We start from the raw sequence: 6,000 nt of genomic DNA, 5'->3' as shown, positions 1-6,000 counted from the left end.
TGAATTTTCTGGTCTATTTTTCCTAACTTGCTAATCTGTCTCGCCGTTTTGGTTAAACCAAAGAATTATTTCTGTCCAGCACTCTTTAATAGTTACAAAAGATAGAAGAAATCAGATTTTTTCTGAAATTCTATTTATTTGTGGCAATTGAAATAATTGTTTATGTGGGTACTTATTTTGAATGATTGCTAATACTAACTGTAACTCCGTGCGTTCACGGTCATTATCAATATTTAAAATCATACTATGACGTCCTTTATGACCATTGTCCAACAAATGAGCCTCGCGATTCCAACTTAAAAATTCTTCATAAGAAGCCATCTTGCTGACAGGGAAACTTGCCACATCTATAATTTCGGCCAAACGAAATGTGAGGTAGCCTGTATCAAGTACAAACAATTCTTTTTCTGCATAGGAATAGTTATTCGCCACTGAATCAATAATGATTGATTTAGGATTAAAGTGTAGTTCCCAATCAATTAGCTGAATTAACGATGGAATACGATATGATTCTTGAAAAAGTAAGTGTGACTCTGGTGAATCGCGAAAGACCAATGGAATCAAATAGCGAGAACGATAAATCAACATTGGTACACGGTAAAACTCACAAGGTAAATAACGATTTATAAAACAATTACCAGAAAAATCCCCAATCTTGTAGCCGGTTATTCCTAGATAGCGATATTTCTCAGTAATTTTGGAACAATCAGAAATAGAGACGGCAAGCTCTGTTAGCTTATCAAAACCACTTAAGATACGGTCAAAAGGTTGCAACTTTATAGCATCTCCGAACAATTCATTCACCCTCTTCAATAAAGATCTTGTGCTTATCATATCATATTTTATTTTTGTGACATATAAAAAAACAAAGATGATAGGACAAAAATGGATAGAAGAAAGAGAAATAAGAAAAAACAAAATAGTATTGAAAATTTTTTTAATTTTTTTGCCAGGGAGCTGTTAAGAGACGCTTTTTTTGAAAAAATACTTTTATTTTCTGAAACAAAACACTAACCATTTTTATTTTCTTGTGTTATACTGCATTTATTGAAACAGAAAAACGCCAATTTAATGGTTTTTTTTTTCAAAAACAATAAAAAAATATAACAATTAAAGAAAGAAGTGTTACAGATGTCCGCTGTTGTAAAACATGGAGCAGATATGGTTGTCGATAGTTTGATTAACCATGATGTTGATTACGTATTTGGTATACCTGGAGCAAAAATAGATCGAGTATTCGATACTTTAGAGGATAAAGGGCCGGAACTGATTGTTACTCGTCATGAACAAAATGCGGCTTTTATGGCCCAAGCTGTTGGACGTATTACAGGCAAACCGGGAGTCGTTATTGCGACAAGTGGCCCAGGTGCAAGTAATTTGGCAACCGGATTAGTAACAGCTACAGCAGAAGGAGACCCAGTGTTAGCAATTGCTGGTCAAGTAAAACGTAGCGATCTACTTAAATTAACACATCAAAGCATGGATAATGCGGCATTATTTAAACCAATCACAAAATACAGTGCTGAAATTCAAGATCCAGAAACAATTTCTGAGGTGATTGCCAATGCGTATCGTAATGCGCGCACCAATAAAAAGGGCGCTAGCTTTATTAGTATTCCGCAAGATGTGGTAGATGCACCTGTCAAAGGCGAAAGCATTCGACCATTAAGTAAACCGCGACTAGGTTCTGCATCAAAAGAAGATATTGCTTATTTGGTCAAACGCATTAAAGAAGCAAAATTACCTGTATTGCTAGTTGGTATGCGTGGATCTAGTGAGGCTGAAAGTGACGCCATTCGTTCATTGGTATCAACAGCGAAATTGCCAGTCGTTGAAACGTTCCAAGCAGCAGGCGTCATTTCCAGAGAATTGGAAGATCGTTTCTTCGGTCGTGTAGGCTTATTTAGAAACCAATTAGGAGACATGTTACTAAAACGTAGTGATTTAGTGATCGCAGTTGGGTATGATCCGATTGAATATGAAGCGCGTAACTGGAACGCAGAAAAAGATGCTCGTATAATAGTAATAGATAAAATCCCAGCTGAAATTGATCCATACATGCAACCAGAAAGAGAATTAATCGGTAGTATTTCTGATACGTTAGATTTATTAACAGAAGAAATTAAAACGTACCAACTACCAAACGATTCACAAGAATACTTGAAAGAATTGCAACAAAAACTAGTCGAACGAGACGAAGTTCCTGAAATCAAAACAGAAGGATTATTGCATCCTTTAGATATTATTGATACATTACAAAATGCGGTTACTGACGAAATGACAGTGACGGTCGATGTGGGTAGTCACTATATTTGGATGGCTCGTCATTTTAGAAGTTATGAACCACGTAAGCTCTTATTTAGTAATGGGATGCAAACGTTAGGTGTGGCGCTTCCTTGGGCAATTGGTGCAGCCTTGGTTCGTCCGAATACGCAAATTATTTCTGTTTCAGGTGATGGTGGCTTCCTTTTCTCAGCTCAAGATTTAGAAACAGCTGTACGCAAAAAACTAAACATTGTACATCTTATTTGGAATGATGGTCGTTACAATATGGTTGAGTTCCAAGAAGTGATGAAGTACGATCGCTCATCAGGAGTGAATTTTGGACCAGTTGATTTTGTGAAATATGCAGAAGCGTTTGGTGCAAAAGGACTACGAGCAACATCAAAAGACGAATTAGCGAAAGCTATTCAAGAAGGATTTGCGACGGAAGGTCCAGTGATTATTGATATTCCTGTCGACTACTCAGCAAACGAAGAGCTAGGTGAAGCAATCTTGCCCGATCAATTTTATTAATTAGGAGTGAAAAAGAATGTCAAAAAATTCTTTATATCAATACGGAACAATTGGCTCCTTAATGGCAGGGGCTATGGATGGTACAGATACCATTAATGATTTCTTAAAACATGGTGATTTCGGAATTGGAACGATGGATGGCGTCGATGGCGAATTAGTCGTTTTAGATGGTCAAGCTTTTAAGATGAGTGCGAAAGGTTATGTTGTTCACTTAGAAGGAGAAGAAAAATTACCGTACGGAGCGATTGCACATTTTCATGCGAATCATACGTTCACCATTCAAGATGAGCTTGATAATGAAGCGGTTGAAGCGTTGATTTTAGATAAAATGCGCAGTAAAAATCTTTTTGCCGGTGTGAAAATTTCAGGTACATTTAAAAAAATGCATACTCGCGCTATGCCTAAGCAAGAACCTCCTTATATTCGTTTTTCGGAAGTAGAGCAACCTAATTTCTATGCAGACGAAATAAAAGGATCGATTGTTGGGTTCTATTCACCGGCGTTGTTTCATGGTACCTCAGTAGCTGGGTTCCATATTCATTTTATTTCGGATGATCAAAAATTTGGCGGACATGTTCTTGATTATGTAGTGGAAGATGTAACGGTTGAAATTCAAGATTATGCAAACCTTATTCAAGACTTTCCTAAAGAAGCTGAATTTTTAGATACTGAATTTGATTATTCAAATATAGCAGAAGAAATTAGTTTATCAGAATAAAGCGGCAAAAAAAATGTCGAGTTACAAAGGAAGACCAGAAAATCCGGAAGTTATTTCTCAAACTTTTGGATTTTCTGGTCTTTTTACGTGTAGATGATTTATAGTTTTATTCAGAATCAGTGGCACAAAATTCTTTTGTCACAATCCCTTTTTAAATGGGTTTGAAGGTAACTGATTCTTTATCAATTTTGCTAAGTAACGGTGATTGATTGTCACTTAGAATGGTTAGCTGATGCATCGCACGACTAATCATTGTATATAAGATTAACTGATCATGTGTCGATGTAAAGTCGCTGGAAATATTCCAAACGTATACTTCATCAAACTCCAAGCCCTTAGCCAAAAAGGCTGGGATAATAATTGTGGATCGTTTCATAAAGGTATCTTCTGTATCGATTAGCTGTACGAATTGCTTGGTATCTTCATCAAATTGTTCATACAAATTTTGTGCTTCGGCGACTGTTTTTGTGATGATTGCTGTGCGCCAATGCGAAGGCTGGCTTTGTCTTTGTGCTAGCTCATTTAGTAAATAGGTGCGTTGAGCCTCACTTGATCCTAGACATACGAGTGGCTTCTCGCCATTTCGAGCAGTCAGCTTCACTGTGTCGTCTTGAGATAAAAATTGATTGGCCACGGCTGTGATTTCGGCTGTTGAACGGTAACTCGTCGTTAATTGATACCTTTTTACCTTCTGCGTTGGGAAAAGGTTGGTCAAATGGTCGACAATCGTATCGTTACCTAGTACTTTTTGGTTTAAGTCTCCACATAAGGTTATAGCGGCATCTGGATAAAGTTCCTTCAATAAGGCGACTTGGGCCGGTGGAAAGTCTTGCATTTCATCGATAAAAATAAAGCGTGCTTTTTGGGTCACGTCGATTGGGAAAACTGCTTTTAGTAATAAGAAAAACAATACGGCATCTTCACTTGCTAGTGCTTTGTCTCGGAAATCTTGTTTTAATTGATTGAGATGTTCGGCCCACTGTTCAGGCGCTACTTGTAAGTCTTTTTCCAATGTCGGTGTCACTTGTTGCAAGAAATGAAAGTACTGCATCGGCAAATTAATAAAACGGAAAGACTGAATCGTACGCTTCATCGCTGCAAATCTTTTTTGCACAATACTGCGCTTAATTTTTTTTAAGAGCGTTTTTTCCGATGCTTCCGTGTATTCTTGATGCGGATGATCTTTCATGTATTGGATAAGCTTTTCGTCTGCTAATTCTTTGACCCACTCTTGCCGCATTTCATCCATCACTAAGCCACCTAGTTTTTTTAGTAGCTTTTCTTGTAATAATTGCGTGCGTTGGTATAAAGGAAGCAAGTCATTGGTTTGCAAATACCATTGGCGAATTGTCTTTTTATCAATGTAGACTTTTCCATTCAGGCTAATGTTTCTGAAAAGAGGACCAAATGCTTGGATACTTTGAATATAGGGCTTGATTTTTTGCAGATAGGCCAAACTATTTTTCGTCGTTTCGATTTTATTTTCATCGCCTGTTAAAAAGGTGTCTTCCTGAGTGTCTTTTTGCTTCAGTGTATAGTTAGGTAATAATTCATGTAGAAATTCGACAAAGGTTTTGGTCGGTATTTCACTTTCTCCTAAAGAAGGTAAGACCATCGAGATATAATCTGAAAACAAATGATTTGGACTAAAAAGTAAGACTTGCGAATCTTTTAACCATTTGCGGTGGCGATAAAGTAAAAAGGCGACACGCTGTAACAAGGCACTGGTTTTACCACTGCCGGCAATACCTTCAATTAAAACGATACGGTTTTCAGTGTCACGAATGATCTCGTTTTGACTTTTTTGAATGGTGCTCACAATGTTTTTCATTTGGGAACTGGATGCTTCATCTAATATTTCTAGTAAAAATTCATCATTGATAACTTCGGATGTATCAACCATTGAAATCAGTTGACCATCTTGAATTTTGAATTGTCTTTTTAATGAGAGTGTCACATCAAAGCGCTCTTGATCGGTTTCGTAGTAGGTCTCACCTAGCTCGCCTTCGTAATACAAATTGGCAATCGGGGCACGCCAGTCGACAATCACAGGTTCATCAGTCATATCGCGCAAGGATGCGATCCCTAGATACAGCGTTTCTTTAGCATCCTGATCTTCAGTGAAATCAATACGCGCAAAATACGGCGCATTTTTCATTGTTGCAAGGGTAGTAAGACGTTTTTGTTTTGCTTCTGTTGTTTGGTAGGTTAGTTGCACTTCTTTCTCGTGTTCTTGATAAGCTATCACGGATTCGTAAAATGCTTCTTCGTTACCGGTATTGATTTTATTGTCAGTTAACTCTTTTAATTTTGACTGTAAGTTTGTCGTTAATTCTTGCTGTTGTTTTTCGATTAACGCTTCTTCACCTGCAATCAGATCAATCGTTTTGCTTAGGTGTTTTCGTTCGTAATCTCGTTCATTCATAGAAAGTACCTCCTTAAAGATGCTTTAAAAGTATAGCATAGTTTTGCACGTATTCCATCAA

At 37.3% G+C, this 6,000-nt stretch carries 4 protein-coding genes; 2 read left to right on the top strand and 2 right to left on the bottom strand.

Annotated elements, in window-relative coordinates; translation table 11 throughout:
• Positions 1-111: 111 nt before the first annotated feature.
• Positions 112-804, bottom strand: a complete 693-nt coding sequence (locus HMPREF9088_RS07375; RefSeq protein ID WP_211205539.1) for a hypothetical protein — start codon at positions 802-804, stop codon at positions 112-114.
• Positions 805-1,131: 327 nt separating this feature from the next.
• Between HMPREF9088_RS07375 and alsS the strand changes: the two genes are divergently transcribed.
• Both alsS and budA read left to right on the top strand, forming a co-directional pair.
• Entirely contained in the window at positions 1,132-2,796 is a 1,665-nt protein-coding gene (gene alsS, locus HMPREF9088_RS07370; protein ID WP_007208566.1) for an acetolactate synthase AlsS, read from the top strand.
• 16 nt (positions 2,797-2,812) lie between these two features.
• Positions 2,813-3,514 carry an acetolactate decarboxylase gene (budA, locus tag HMPREF9088_RS07365; RefSeq protein ID WP_007208565.1) on the top strand — a complete coding sequence of 234 codons (702 nt, stop codon included), beginning with the start codon at positions 2,813-2,815 and terminating at the stop codon, positions 3,512-3,514.
• 151 nt (positions 3,515-3,665) lie between these two features.
• Here the strand turns inward: budA and helD are convergent, their stop codons facing one another.
• Positions 3,666-5,939, bottom strand: coding sequence for an RNA polymerase recycling motor HelD (helD, locus tag HMPREF9088_RS07360; RefSeq protein WP_007208564.1), 2,274 nt, complete (start codon positions 5,937-5,939; stop codon positions 3,666-3,668).
• Between the last annotated feature and the right edge of the window lie 61 nt (positions 5,940-6,000).

It is taken from the genome of Enterococcus italicus DSM 15952 (assembly GCF_000185365.1).
Lineage (GTDB): Bacteria > Bacillota > Bacilli > Lactobacillales > Enterococcaceae > Enterococcus_G > Enterococcus_G italicus.
This window is presented reverse-complemented; position numbering and strand designations above follow the sequence as displayed.